The 12,972-nt window shown below is 73.9% G+C and carries 10 protein-coding genes; 2 read left to right on the top strand and 8 right to left on the bottom strand.

The window, feature by feature from the left end; genetic code table 11:
• Positions 1-33: 33 nt before the first annotated feature.
• Together ACZ7JZ_RS17565 and ACZ7JZ_RS17560 are read left to right on the top strand one after the other, a co-directional pair.
• A complete protein-coding gene (locus ACZ7JZ_RS17565; protein ID WP_470939660.1) occupies positions 34-963 on the top strand; it encodes an aminoglycoside phosphotransferase family protein in 930 nt (309 codons plus the stop codon).
• Between the two features lie 95 nt (positions 964-1,058).
• The gene (locus ACZ7JZ_RS17560; RefSeq protein ID WP_470939657.1) at positions 1,059-1,928 is read left to right on the top strand and encodes a slipin family protein; all 870 of its coding nucleotides are present in this window, start codon (positions 1,059-1,061) and stop codon (positions 1,926-1,928) included.
• Here ACZ7JZ_RS17560 and ACZ7JZ_RS17555 read toward each other — a convergent pair.
• The 8 genes from ACZ7JZ_RS17555 to ACZ7JZ_RS17520 all read right to left on the bottom strand — a co-directional run bounded on the left by ACZ7JZ_RS17555 (position 1,912) and on the right by ACZ7JZ_RS17520 (position 12,816).
• Positions 1,912-2,484, bottom strand: coding sequence for a GNAT family N-acetyltransferase (locus ACZ7JZ_RS17555; protein ID WP_470939654.1), 573 nt, complete (start codon positions 2,482-2,484; stop codon positions 1,912-1,914). The genes ACZ7JZ_RS17560 and ACZ7JZ_RS17555 overlap by 17 nt on opposite strands.
• A 70-nt stretch (positions 2,485-2,554) precedes the next feature.
• A complete protein-coding gene (locus tag ACZ7JZ_RS17550) occupies positions 2,555-3,397 on the bottom strand; it encodes a GNAT family N-acetyltransferase (protein WP_470939777.1) in 843 nt (280 codons plus the stop codon).
• A 146-nt stretch (positions 3,398-3,543) separates the two neighbouring features.
• Positions 3,544-4,701, bottom strand: a complete 1,158-nt coding sequence (ispG, locus tag ACZ7JZ_RS17545; protein ID WP_470939651.1) for a flavodoxin-dependent (E)-4-hydroxy-3-methylbut-2-enyl-diphosphate synthase — start codon at positions 4,699-4,701, stop codon at positions 3,544-3,546.
• Between the two features lie 178 nt (positions 4,702-4,879).
• Positions 4,880-6,181 (bottom strand): M50 family metallopeptidase, encoded by a 1,302-nt coding sequence (locus ACZ7JZ_RS17540; RefSeq protein WP_470939648.1) that lies wholly within the window; start codon positions 6,179-6,181, stop codon positions 4,880-4,882.
• The gene (gene dxr, locus ACZ7JZ_RS17535) at positions 6,178-7,428 is read right to left on the bottom strand and encodes a 1-deoxy-D-xylulose-5-phosphate reductoisomerase (RefSeq protein WP_470939645.1); all 1,251 of its coding nucleotides are present in this window, start codon (positions 7,426-7,428) and stop codon (positions 6,178-6,180) included. The genes ACZ7JZ_RS17540 and dxr overlap by 4 nt, the downstream gene beginning before the upstream one ends.
• A gap of 20 nt (positions 7,429-7,448) precedes the next feature.
• The gene (locus tag ACZ7JZ_RS17530; protein WP_470939643.1) at positions 7,449-9,176 is read right to left on the bottom strand and encodes a hypothetical protein; all 1,728 of its coding nucleotides are present in this window, start codon (positions 9,174-9,176) and stop codon (positions 7,449-7,451) included.
• Positions 9,177-9,249: 73 nt separating this feature from the next.
• On the bottom strand, positions 9,250-11,208 hold the full coding sequence (locus ACZ7JZ_RS17525) for an acyl-CoA dehydrogenase family protein (protein ID WP_470939640.1): 1,959 nt from the start codon (positions 11,206-11,208) through the stop codon (positions 9,250-9,252).
• Between the two features lie 162 nt (positions 11,209-11,370).
• A complete protein-coding gene (locus tag ACZ7JZ_RS17520; RefSeq protein WP_470939638.1) occupies positions 11,371-12,816 on the bottom strand; it encodes an aldehyde dehydrogenase family protein in 1,446 nt (481 codons plus the stop codon).
• Between the last annotated feature and the right edge of the window lie 156 nt (positions 12,817-12,972).

The raw sequence follows: 12,972 nt of genomic DNA, 5'->3' as shown, positions 1-12,972 counted from the left end.
GCGCAGGGAAAAGCTGAAAGGGACCTTGCACGTATGGCTTTCGAACCGCCGGAGCGGCTTGTACGGGCGCTCGGCGAGATGCCCGGGGACCCCGGCACCGGCGCCGGCGGGGCTGCCGGCCCCGCCGGGACCGCGCAGTGGCTGGACGAGCTGCCCGAGCTGACCGGCCGGGCCCTCGAGCTCCGCGGGCTGGCCGTTCAGCGGGTCCAGGCCCCGGGCGGCCGCAGCAGCCTCGTGGTGCTGGTCCGCTATCCCGACGGCACCCCGGCCGCGCTCAAGCTGGCGCCGCCGTGCGCCCGTCCGGACCGGGAGCTGGCCGCCCTCGCCCACTGGGGCGGCTTCGGGGCCGTACGGGTCCTCGACACCCGGCACGGGGACGGCGCACTGCTGCTGGAGCGGCTCCAGCCGGAGGTCTCGCTGCGCTCGCTGCCTTCGGCGAAGGCGCTGCTGGAGGCCGCGGGCACGATCCGGCGGCTGTGGGTGGCCCCGCCCGCCGGGCACTCCTTCGAGTCCGTGGCCGGGCGCACCGGCGACCAGGCCGGGCTGCTGCGGGAGGCTCCCGAGGAGCTGCGCGCGCTGGCCTCGGCGGCCCTCGACGCGCGGGCGGAGCTGGTGCTGCTGCCCCCGGAGGAGCTGCTGCTGCACGGGGCGTTCCGGCAGGGCAAGGTGCTGGCGGGCGACCGGGCGCCGTGGCTGGCGGTGGGTCCGGACCCGCTCGTCGGAGAGCGGGCGTACGACCTGGCGCGGCTGGTCCGGGACCGGCTGGACGACCAGGTGGCGTCGAGCACGGGGGCGGCCGGGGCGCGCCGGCGGATGGGGCGGATGGCGGACTCGCTGGACGTGGACGGGGACCGGCTGCGCGGCTGGACGCTGTTCCGGGCGGTGGAGTCGGGGCTGCGGGCGGTGGCCGCGGGGCGCCGCCGGGACGCCGAGATGCTGCTGGAGTTCGCGGCCTGGCTGTAGGCCCCGGCCGCGGGGCGGCGGAGGGCCGGCGGGCCGGTTGTGGGCGGCGCGCCCGGGCATACCGTAGGTACAGGTATCCCTCCCAGGGGGCCGTCATGGTCGAAGAGCTCCTGACAGCGGCGGCGGCCGCGGGGGCGGGGATCGCGGTCTACACGGCCGCGGCCGCCCGCGTCGTCAAGCAGTACGAGCGCGGGCTGGTGTTCCGGCTCGGCCGGCTGCGCGAGGGGGTCCGCGGGCCCGGGTTCACGCTGGTGGTGCCGGTGGTGGACCGGCTCCAGAAGGTCAGCATGCAGATCGTGACGCTGCCCGTGCCGGCCCAGGAGGGCATCACGCGGGACAACGTCACGGTGCGGGTGGACGCGGTGGTGTACTTCCGGGTGATCGACCCCGCGCATGCGGTGGTCGAGGTCGAGGACTACCGGTTCGCGGTCTCGCAGATGGCGCAGACCTCGCTGCGGTCGATCATCGGCAAGAGCGACCTGGACGACCTGCTGTCCAACCGGGAGCAGCTCAACCAGGGGCTGGAGCTGATGATCGACAGTCCGGCGGTGGGCTGGGGCGTGCAGGTCGACCGGGTGGAGATCAAGGACGTGTCGCTGCCCGAGACCATGAAGCGGTCGATGGCGCGGCAGGCCGAGGCGGACCGGGAGCGGCGGGCGCGGGTCATCAACGCGGACGCGGAGCTCCAGGCCTCGCGCAAGCTCGCGCAGGCCGCCGAGGTGATGGGCGAGCAGCCGGCGGCGCTCCAGCTGCGGCTGCTGCAGACGGTGGTCGCGGTGGCCGCGGAGAAGAACTCGACGCTGGTGCTGCCCTTCCCGGTGGAGCTGCTGCGCTTCCTGGAGCGGGCGGCCGAGGCCCAGCCGCGGCCGGCCGCCGGGGCGGGCGGGGGCGCTGCGGCCGTCCCGCCGGCGGGCCCGGAGGCCGTACCCGGGACGCAGGAGCCGTCCGCTACGGACGCCGGTTGAGGGGCAGGACCGCGCCCATGACGGCGTAGGGCCGGGTGGCGCTCGGGAAGTGCACGCGGCGGGCCAGGTCGAGGTAGCCGAGGTCCCGGTAGAGCGCGCGGGCGGGGCTCTCGGTGTCGATGGCGGACAGGATCGAGCGGGGCCGGCCGGAGCCGTCCGTGATCCGGGTGATGAGGGCCCGTCCCACGCCGCGGCCCTGGTAGCCGGGGTGGACGTGGAGTTCGGTGATGACGAAGGAGCCGTCGAGCCAGTCGTCGCTGCCGCCGTCGCGCAGGTACGGCTCGACGACCGTGGACCACCAGTGGGCGCGGTCGTTGGGCATCCCGTAGACGAATCCGACCAGGGTGCCGTCCGGCAGGGTGGCGCCCAGGGCGCAGGCGCCGGGACAGGTGAGGTGGCGCAGCACGATGTGGCGCCTGATGCCGACCTCCTCTTCGGTCAGGCCGAAGGCGACGGCCTGGACCTCCAGGGCCTCGTCCACGCGGGCGGCGAGGTCGAGCGGGCCGATGGCGACTCCGGCGGGGAGGCGGGGCTCGTCCCCGGGTGCGTGAGTCATGCGGCGACCTTACTTCGCGCGCGGGCCGGCGGTACGGGAAATCCCGGCCGGTCGCGGTCCGCGGGGCGGGTCAGAACAGGACGCTCATGAAGGCGCCGACCTCGCGGAAGCCGACGCGGCGGTAGGCGGCGCGGGCGGCGGTGTTGAAGTCGTTGACGTAGAGGCTGACCACGGGGGCCACGTCGCGCAGGGCGTACTGGACGACGGCGGCCATGCCGGTCTCGGAGTGGCCGCGGCCGCGGAACGCGGGGTCCACCCACACGCCCTGGATCTGGCAGGCGCGGGCGGTGGCGGCGCCGATCTCGGCCTTGAAGACCACCCTGCCGTCCTCGACCCGGGCGAAGGAGCGGCCGGCGCCGACCAGCTCGGCGACCCGGGCCTGGTAGAGGAGCCCGCCGTCGCCCGCGAGCGGGGAGACCCCGACCTCCTCGGTGAACATGGCCACGCACGCGGGCATGATCAGGTCCATCTCGGTCTTGCGGATGCGGCGGACCTGCGGGTCGGGGGCGATCTCCGCGGAGGGCGCCTCGATGACCATGAGGGGCTGGTGGGGGCGGACGTCGCGGGCGGGGCCCCAGGAGGGCTCCAGGAGCTTCCACAGCAGGGAGGTGGCCTCGGCGGGGCCCACGATGGAGGAGCAGCGGCGGCCGGTGCGGCGGGCCCGGTCGGCGAAGGCGCGGACGGCCTCGGGGCCGGCGCAGACGGGGACCAGGTTCGCCCCGGCGTAGCACAGGGCGCGAAGCTCGCCGTTGGCGTACCAGCCCCACATCTCGCCGCCGAGGCGCCAGGGGTCGAGTCCGGCGACCTGGACCCGCGAGGTGACGAAGGCGTTCGCGACGGGGTCGCGGTTCAGCACCTCGAGCGCCGCGTCGAGATCGCTGGGCTCGAGGACCCGGGTGGTGGTCTGCGTCAACACTGTCGGGCCTCACCATGCATGTCTGCCGATCTCCGCACTGTACCCGCCCGTACGGTGCGATGGCGGTTCGGCGAGGTCACGAAAAGGCCCCGGCCCCGCCCGCGAGCTGCGGGAACGGGGCCGGTGAGCGGGTGCTGCGGGGGTCAGGCGCCGATGGCGACGGTGGGCTCGCCGCTCGCGACGCCGTCCTTCTCCATCTGCTCGGCGATCTTCATCGCCTCCTCGATGAGGGTCTCGACGATCTTCGACTCGGGGACGGTCTTGATGACCTCGCCCTTGACGAAGATCTGGCCCTTGCCGTTGCCGGAGGCGACGCCGAGGTCGGCCTCGCGGGCCTCGCCGGGGCCGTTGACGACGCAGCCCATGACGGCGACGCGCAGCGGGACCTCCATGCCCTCCAGGCCGGCGGTGACCTCCTCCGCGAGCTTGTACACGTCCACCTGGGCGCGGCCGCAGGAGGGGCAGGAGACGATCTCCAGGCGGCGCTGGCGGAGGTTGAGGGACTCCAGGATCTGGATGCCGACCTTGATCTCCTCGGCGGGGGGCGCGGAGAGGGAGACGCGGATGGTGTCGCCGATGCCCTGGGAGAGGAGGGCGCCGAAGGCCACGGCGGACTTGATGGTGCCCTGGAAGGCGGGGCCCGCCTCCGTGACGCCGAGGTGCAGGGGGTAGTCGCACTGGGCGGCGAGCTGGCGGTAGGCCTCGACCATGACGACCGGGTCGTTGTGCTTGACCGAGATCTTGATGTCGCGGAAGCCGTGCTCCTCGAAGAGGGAGGCCTCCCACAGCGCGGACTCCACCAGCGCCTCGGGGGTGGCCCGGCCGTACTTCTTGAGCAGGCGGGCGTCGAGGGAGCCGGCGTTCACGCCGATGCGGATCGGGGTGCCCGCGTCGTTGGCGGCGCGCGCGATCTCCTTGACCTTGTCGTCGAACTGCTTGATGTTGCCCGGGTTCACGCGGACGGCGGCGCAGCCGGCGTCGATGGCGGCGAACACGTACTTGGGCTGGAAGTGGATGTCGGCGATCACCGGGATCTGCGACTTCCGGGCGATGGTCGCCAGCGCGTCGGCGTCGTCCTGGGTCGGGCAGGCCACGCGCACGATCTGGCAGCCCGAGGCGGTCAGCTCGGCGATCTGCTGGAGCGTGGCGCCGATGTCGGAGGTCCGGGTGGTGGTCATCGACTGCACCGAGACGGGCGCGTCGCCGCCCACGGCCACGGAACCGACCTGGATCTTGCGGCTGACCCGGCGGTCGGCGAGCTTCGTCGGCACGGCGGGCATTCCGAGAGAAATCGCAGTCATCTGCTGTGCAACCCCAAGGTGTGGATCAAGGTCCCGATTTCGGCGGGCTCCAGCCTTCGAGATTACGCCAAACAGGCCGCTGCCCGTGCACGCGGCCCGTCGCGGCCACCCGAACGCGGGGAGCCGGGCACCTTTTCGCGCCCGGCTCCCCGCTGACGGTGCATATCGCTCGTCCGCGCTACGAAATCTTGATCGGGTTGACCACGTCCGCAACCATCACGAGGACCGTGAAGCAGACGAACACCCCTGCCACGACGTACGCGACCGGCATCAGCTTGGCCACGTCGAAGGGGCCCGGGTCGGGCCGGCGGAACAGCCGCGCGGTGTTCCTGCGCAGGGATTCCCACAGCGCACCGGCGATGTGGCCGCCGTCGAGCGGCAGCAGCGGGAGCATGTTGAACAGGAAGAGCGACAGGTTGAATCCGGCCAGCAGCTTCAGGAAGAACTCCAGCTGGTACTGCGGCGGGATGTCCAGGTTGAAGATCTCCCCGCTGACGCGCGCGGCGCCGACGATGCCCATCGGGGAGTCCTGCTCGCGGTCGGCGCCGTTGAAGGCCGCGTCCCACAGGGCCGGGATCTTGCCGGGCAGCGCGATCAGGGAGTCCACACCGGCCTCGAACATCTCGCCCATGTGGCCGACGGCCTGCGGGAACGTCTGGTCCACGTAGCCCACGGCGGGGGCGAAGCCCAGGAAGCCCGCGGTGACGTACTGGTCCTTGACGTACCGGCCGTCGCCGTCGGTCTTGGCGACCTTGTTCTCGATCAGGTTCGCGTGGAGCACGAGCTCCCGGCCGGCCCGCTCCACGGTGATCGTGGCGGGGCCGACGGTGCCGCGGATGTCCTTCTGGAGGGAGGACCAGTCGTCCACCCGCTCGCCGTTGAAGGCGACGATCTTGTCGCCGGCCTTGAGCCCGGCGGCCTTGGCCGGGGCCTCGCGGTCCTTCGCGGTGCAGGTGTCGCGCTTCTCGCTCTGCTGGATCACGCAGGCGGAGACCGAGCTGACGGTGGTGGTCTGCGTGTTGAGCCCGAAGGTCATCAGCACGCCGACGAACAGGGCCACCGCCAGGACCAGGTTCATGAACGGCCCGGCGAACATGACGATGACGCGCTTCCACGGCTTGCGCGTGTAGAAGAGCCGCTTCTCGTCCCCGGGCTGGAGCTCCTCGTACGCGGCCGAGCGGGCGTCCTCGATCATCGTCCGGAAGGGCGAGGTGGAGCGGACGGTCACCTTGCCGTCGTCCCCCGGCGGGAACATCCCGATCATGCGGATGTAGCCGCCCATGGGGATGGCCTTGATGCCGTACTCGGTCTCGCCCTTGTGCCGCGACCAGATGGTCGGGCCGAAGCCGACCATGTACTGCGGCACCCGGATCCCGAACATCTTGGCCGTCGAGAGGTGTCCCAGCTCGTGCCACGCGATGGACAGGAGCAGGCCGACCAGGAAGACGACTATCCCCAGCACCGTCATGAAAAGGGTCATGCGCGCGCCTCCGCGGCGGCCGCGGCCGCCAGTTCCCTCGCCCGGGCCCGGGCCCAGGTCTCCGCTTCGAGGACGTCCGCGAGCGTGAGGGGGGTTCCCGTCCGCGGCATCCGGTGCTCTTCCACCACAGCCGTGACCGTATCCATGATTGCTGTGAACGGCAGCCGCCCGGCGAGGAAGGCGTCCACGCATTCCTCGTTTGCCGCATTGAAGACGGCCGGGGCCGTGCCGCCGAGGGCCCCCACGTGCCGGGCCAGCCCGACCGACGGGAAGGCCTCCGTGTCCAGGGGGAAGAACTCCCAGGTGGAGGCCTTGGTCCAGTCGAAGGCGGGGGCCGCGTCCGGGACCCGCTCGGGCCAGCCGATGCCGAGGGCGATGGGGCCGCGCATATCCGGCGGGGTGGCCTGGGCGAGCGTGGAGCCGTCCGTGAATTCCACCATCGAGTGGACGTACGACTGGGGGTGGACGACCACCTCGATGCGGTCGAAGGGGATGTCGTAGAGCAGGTGCGCCTCGATCACCTCCAGCCCCTTGTTGACCAGGGTGGCGGAGTTCACCGTGATGACCGGGCCCATCGCCCAGGTGGGGTGGGCGAGGGCGTCCTCGACGGTGACCTGCGCGAGCTCGGCGCGGGTGCGGCCGCGGAAGGGGCCGCCGGAGGCGGTGACCACCAGCCGGCGGACCTCGGCGCGGGTGCCGGCGGCCAGCGCCTGGAAGAGCGCGGCGTGCTCGGAGTCCACCGGGATGATCTGGCCGGGCTTGGCCAGCGCCTTGACCAGCGGGCCGCCGACGATCAGCGACTCCTTGTTGGCCAGGGCCAGGGTGCGGCCGGCCTCCAGGGCGGCGAGGGTGGGCGCGAGGCCGATGGAGCCGGTGATGCCGTTGAGGACCGTGTGGCACGGGGAGGCGGCCAGCTCCGCGGCGGCGTCCGGGCCCGCCAGGACCTCGGGCAGCGGCTCGGCGCCGTACAGCGCGGCCAGGGCCTGCCTGAGGGCCGGTACGGCGTCCTCGCGGGCCACCGCGACCGTCTGCACGCGCAGCTGCCGGGCCTGCTCGGCCAGCAGGTCCACGCGGCCGCCGGCGGCGGACAGGCCGGTCACCCGGAACCGGTCGGGGTTGCGCAGGACGAGGTCGACGGCCTGGGTCCCGATGGACCCGGTCGAGCCGAGGACGACGATGTCCCGGCGGCCGCCCGCGGGGTCGAAGAGGAGGTGCGGGTCGGCGAGGGGGGATGGGCTGTCGCTCATGCCCCCATTGTTGCCGCAACTCAGCCGCGCCCGGGCACGGAGTCCCCCGGTACCCCGGCGGCGAGCAGTTCGGGCAGGCTGCCGGGGAATTCGAGGAGCGCCAGGGCGGTGCCCCACCAGGCGGCGGTGTCGCTGCCGAGGGCGGCGGCGAGCTGCCGGTCGGCCTCGGCGTGGGCGGCGAGGAGGGCGGCGGCGCGGGTGCGGACCTCGGGGGCGGGGACGGACCACCACGGGTCCGCGCCGATGCAGGTCTGATGGCCGTTCAGCTCGCCCAGCCAGTGGTCCTCGTCGAGGGCCCAGGCGGCCGGGGCCTTGTGGCGGACCACGTCGGTGCCGGTGATCAGGGCGCGGTCGAGGCAGGCCCGCACCCAGCGGATGTCCTCTCCGATGTCGCCCATGGCGTTGGGCACGCCGAGCGCGGCGAGGGCGAGCTCGCGCTCGGGCCCGCCGTGCGCCTCCGGCGCGGGCGGGTCCAGCGCGTCGAGCGCCCTGCGCAGGGCCTCCTGCGGGGAGAGGGGGGCGGCGGGGCCTGCGGGGACGGCGGGGGCCCCGGAGGCGGTACCGGGGTCGCCGGGGCGGCTGGTGACGGCAGTGATGGCGGGGCCGCCGGTGCCACCGGTGACGGCGGCGACGAGTTCGGGGAGGGTGCCGGAGAAGCCGGGCGCGCGCTCCAGGAGCTCGGCCCGCAGGCGCGGGTCCCCGTACAGGACGGGCCGCAGGGCGCGGCCGAGCGCCGACCGGTACGCGGCCTGCTCGGCGAGGGACCAGCGCAGCCCGTGGCGCAGGCGGTCGCCGCTGGGGTGCACGAGCGCGCCGAGCAGCAGGGCCCGGTGCGCCGGGGCGGTGTGCGCGACCAGCTCGTCGCAGGTCAGCAGCCCCATCCGGACGGCGCGGACGGAGGGCCGGTGCCAGCCGGCGTGCGCCGCGGTGAAGGCGGTGGCGGGGGCGGCATCGGCCGCGTGGGCGGCGGTCTGACGGCCCGTCGTACGGACGTCGAGCAGGCGGACGCTGGCCTCGCGCGGCAGGCCGCCCGCGAGCAGCAGGGCCTCGACCGCGCCGGGCAGCAGCGGTTCGCGGGCGTGTTCGGCGAGCAGGACGGCGGTGTCGAGCGGCCGCTCCGCCAGGCCGAGCAGGTCCAGCGGGACCCGGGGGCCGCGGGCCCCGTGGCGGCGCAGCAGCCCGGCGAGCTCCGCGGTGCCGAGGAGGGGGCCCGCACCGACGGGGCCTCCGGCGGGTACGGGCGCGCCGCCGGCGCCGGCGGGCAGGGCGCCGCTCGGCAGGGCATCGGGCAGGGCGTCAGCGGCGGACGCGGGGGCGGGCGCAGGACCGCGCGCGGGGGCGGACGCAGGACCCCGCCCGGACGCAGGACCGGACGCGGACGCGGGCGCTGCTGCGGCGGCAGCAGCTAGGGCGCTCGTTTGCGCGCCCCCGACGCTGTGGTGGACGGCCGTGCGGAGTTCCGGGGAGGCCGGGGGGCGGGTGGCGTAGCGGTGGGCGCCGGGGAGGCCGGGCAGCGGGCGGCCCAGGACGTACGGGTTGGCGGCGATGCGGCGGCGGTCCTCGGCCGAGCCGCGGCGCAGCAGCAGGGTCACGGCCGAGGGGGCCAGCGGCTCGTCCCGGCACAGGTACTTCCGGCCGGCCGCGTGCAGGCGGTCCAGCATCCCGGCCACCACCGGGTCCGGTGCGTGGCGCAGCAGCAGCGCCACGCACCGGGCGAGTCTCCGGCTCTCCAGATCCGCCGCCGTCATGTCCGTCCCGCTCCGTTCGCCGTTCCCGGGCGCCGTTCGGCGCCCCGGCGAATGATCGCAGGCCCGGGAGGGGTCAGCGGACGGGCCGGTGGACGTTCTTCCGGTGGGAGGGGCCGGGGGCGGCGTCCGCGATCCAGGGACCGTCGCCCGAGGGGTCCACGATCCCGGCCTCGAGCCAGGTGTACGTCTCCGACAGGACCCCGGAGACGACCTTGCGGTCGAGGTCGTCGGTATTGGCCCACAGGCGGCCGAAGAGCTCCTCCACGCGCAGCCGGGACTGCCGGCAGAACGCGTCGGCGAGCTGGTAGGCCTCGCGCCCGTGGTCGCCGCGGGCCCGCAGGTGCTCGGCCCGGACGCAGGCGGCGCTCATCGCGAAGAGTTCCGCCCCGATGTCGACGATGCGGCCGAGGAAGCCCTGTTTGGTCTCCATCCGGCCCTGCCAGCGGGACATGGCGTAGAAGGTGGAGCGGGCCAGGCGGCGGGAGCCGCGCTCGACGTACCGCAGGTGGGTGGCGAGGTCGGGGTGGCCCGCGGGGTGGAACTCGCGGTAGGTGCCGGGCACCTGGCCCGGTCCGGCGGCGAGCCGGGGCAGCCAGCGGGCGTAGAACCCGGCGGCGCGGGCGCCCGCCCTCGCCTTGTCGGCCAGGGCCTTGTCGGGGTCGATGAGGTCCCCGGCGACGGAGAGGTGGGCGTCGACGGCCTCGCGGGCGATCAGCAGGTGCATGATCTCGGTGGAGCCCTCGAAGATGCGGTTGATGCGCAGGTCGCGGAGCATCTGCTCGGCGGGTACGGCCCGCTCCCCGCGGGCGGCGAGGGAGTCCGCGGTCTCGAATCCGCGGCCGCCGCGGATCTGGACCAGCTCGTCGGCCATCAGGCAGGCCATCTCGCTGCCGTACAGCTTGGCGAGGGCGGCCTCGATGCGGATGTCGTTGCGGTCCTCGTCGGCCATCTGGGAGGAGAGGTCGACGACCGCCTCCAGGGCGAAGGTGGTGGCGGCGATGAAGGAGATCTTGGCGCCGACGGCCTCGTGCAGGGCGACCGGGCGGCCCCACTGCTCCCGTACGCCGGACCATTCGCGGGCGATCTTCAGGCACCACTTGCCGGCGCCGACGCACATGGCGGGCAGGGACAGCCGGCCGGTGTTGAGGGTGGTGAGGGCGATCTTCAGGCCGGCTCCCTCGGGGCCGATGCGGTGGGCGGCGGGGACGCGGACGGCGTGGAACCGCGTGACGCCGTTCTCCAGGCCGCGCAGGCCCATGAAGACGTTGCGGTGCTCGACGGTGATGCCGGGCGCGGCGGCCTCGACCACGAAGGCCGTGATCCCGCCCTTGTGGCCCTCGGACTTCGGCACCCGGGCCATGACCACGAGGAGGTCGGCCACGACCCCGTTGGTGGTCCAGAGCTTGACCCCGTCGAGGACGTAGTCGTCCCCGTCCGGGACGGCCGTGGTGGCCAGGCGGGCGGGGTCGGAGCCGACGTCCGGCTCGGTGAGCAGGAAGGCGCTGATGTCGGTGGTGGCGCAGCGGGGCAGGAAGGCGTCCTTCTGCTCCTGGGTGCCGAAGGTCTTCAGGGGCTGCGGGACCCCGATGGACTGGTGCGCGGAGAGCAGGGCGCCGATGGCGGGGCTGGCCGTGCCGACCAGGGCGAGGGCCTTGTTGTAGTAGACCTGGGTGAGGCCGAGGCCCCCGTACTCGGGGTCGATCTTCATGCCGAGGGCGCCGAGCTCCTTGAGCCCGCGGACCGTCTCGTCGGGGATGCGGGCCTCGCGCTCGATGCGGGCGCCGTCCACGTGCTCCTCGCAGAACTCCCGCAGCCGGGCGAGGAAGGCCTCGCCGCGCCGGACGTCCTCGTCGGCGGGGAGCGGGTGGGGGTGGATCAGGTCGAGCCGGAACCTGCCGAGGAAGAGCTCCTTGGCGAAGCTGGGTTTGCGCCAGTCCTGTTCCCGGGCCTCCTCCGCGACCTGCCGTGCCTCGCGCTCGGTCACCTTGGGGGGTGCGGGCCGTGCGGGCTGTGCGGGCTGTGTTGCGGACATGAGGGGGCTCACCTCGCCGCCGAAGTCGGGTCACTCATCGGATCGCCGGATTACCGGCTGGTGCTACCAGTGAGTCGTACCCGCTTCGCCCGCCCGGGAAAAGGGGGACGGCCTGAACCCCCGCACAGTGGGCTCAGGCCGTCGGCCAGGTGGACGTACGGATCAGATGTCGAGGCCGGTGAGGACCAGGACGCGCTCGTACGTGTAGTCGTCCATCGCGTAGCGGACGCCCTCGCGGCCCACGCCGGACTGCTTGACGCCGCCGTACGGCATCTGGTCGGCGCGGTAGGAGGGGGCGTCGCCGATGATGACGCCGCCGACCTCGAGCTCGCGGTGGGCGCGGAACGCCGTCTGGACGTCGCGGGTGAAGACGCCGGTCTGGAGGCCGAACTTGGAGTCGTTGACCTTGGCGAAGGCCTCGTCGGTGTTCTCGACGCGGTGCAGGGTCAGGACCGGTCCGAAGACCTCCTCGCAGGCCAGCTTGACGCCGTCCGGGACCTCGGCGAGCACGGTGGGCTCGACCGTGGCGCCCTGGCGCCCGCCGCCGGTGAGGAGCTTGGCGCCGGCGGAGACGGCCTCGTCCACCCAGGCCTCGACGCGCTTGGCGGCGTCCTCGGAGACCAGCGGGCCGACGTCGGTGGCGTCGTCGCCGGGGTCGCCGGTGACCTGGGCGCGGACCTTCTCGACGACCTTCTCGGCGAGGCGGTCGTAGACGGAGGACACGGCGATGACGCGCTGCACGGAGATGCAGGACTGGCCGGCCTGGTAGTTGGAGAAGGTCGCGATGCGGGTCGCGGCCCAGTCCAGGTCCGCCTCGGAGGCCCAGTCGTCGAGGACGACGGCGGCGGCGTTGCCGCCGAGCTCCAGGGTGCAGTGCTTGTGGGGCACGGACTGCTGGATGGCGTAGCCGACGGTGTCGGAGCCGGTGAAGGAGATGACCGGGAGGCGCTCGTCCTTGACCAGGGCCGGCATCTTCTCGTTGGCCACGGGCAGCACGGACCAGGAGCCGGCCGGCAGGTCGGTCTCGGCGAGGAGCTCGCCGAGGATCAGACCGGACAGCGGGGTGGCCGGGGCGGGCTTGAGGATGATGGGGGCGCCGACGGCGATGGCCGGGGCGACCTTGTGGGCGCACAGGTTCAGCGGGAAGTTGAACGGGGCGATGCCGAGGACCGGGCCCTTGACGAAGCGGCGGGTCAGCGCGAGGCGGCCGGTGCCGCCGGCGTCGGTGTCGAGGCGCTGGGCCTCGCCGCCGTTGAAGCGGCGGGCCTCTTCGGCGGCGAACCGGAAGACGGACACCGCGCGGCCGACCTCGCCGCGGGCCCACTTGATGGGCTTGCCGTTCTCGGCGGAGATCAGCTGGGCGATCTCCTCGGTGCGCTCGGTGAGCCGCTTGGACACGTGGTCCAGGGCGGCGGCACGGACGTGGGCGGGGGTGGCGGAGAACTCCGCCGTCACGGCGTACGCCGCGGCCACGGCCTCTTCGACCTGCTCGTCGGTCGGCACGCTGACGGTGCCGACGAGACGGCCGTCCCACGGGTTGTGGACGTCGAAGCTGTCCTCGCCGGTGGCCTGGCGGCCGGCGAGCCAGAAGGCGTGGGTGGAAGTCATGCGGAGTCCCGGCCCTTCGGATCTGTGCGGTGGGGTGCTGTCCCTCCCACGGTAGGGCGGAGCGGGCGGATCGGCGCTTGTCCGCTCTGGAGCACGCCGGGGCGCGGGCGCGCCGGTTTGTCACTGTCGGCGGATGCACGTGCTCCGCTGCGGCGG

The sequence above is a fragment of the Streptomyces sp. NPDC038213 genome (assembly GCF_055600495.1).
This window is presented reverse-complemented; position numbering and strand designations above follow the sequence as displayed.